The 349-nt window shown below is 62.5% G+C and carries 1 protein-coding gene; it reads left to right on the forward strand.

The window, feature by feature from the left end; genetic code table 11:
- Nucleotides 1–349: FAD-binding protein (locus AB4Z10_RS29765; protein ID WP_441474005.1), on the forward strand; the 349-nt coding region annotated here is incomplete at both ends.

Consider the following 349-nt stretch of genomic DNA (forward strand, 5'->3'; position numbering starts at 1 on the left):
ACGTGGTGTCTCGCTGCATGACCATGGAAATCCGCGAGGGTCGTGGCGTCGGCAAGAACAAGGACCACATCTTCCTGCATCTCGATCACCTTGATCCGGCGATCCTGCATGAGCGTCTTCCGGGCATCTCCGAAAGCGCCAAGATTTTCGCCGGCGTTGACGTGACGCGCGAGCCGATCCCGGTCCTGCCCACCGTTCACTACAATATGGGCGGCATTCCGACCAACTATTGGGGCGAAGTGCTGAACGCCAACGCCGAGAACCCGGAACGCATCGCTCCCGGCCTGATGGCCGTTGGCGAAGCCGGTTGCGCCTCGGTTCACGGCGCGAACCGCCTCGGCTCCAACTC

The sequence above is a fragment of the Allobosea sp. RAF48 genome (assembly GCF_052114025.1).
Lineage (GTDB): Bacteria > Pseudomonadota > Alphaproteobacteria > Rhizobiales > Beijerinckiaceae > Allobosea.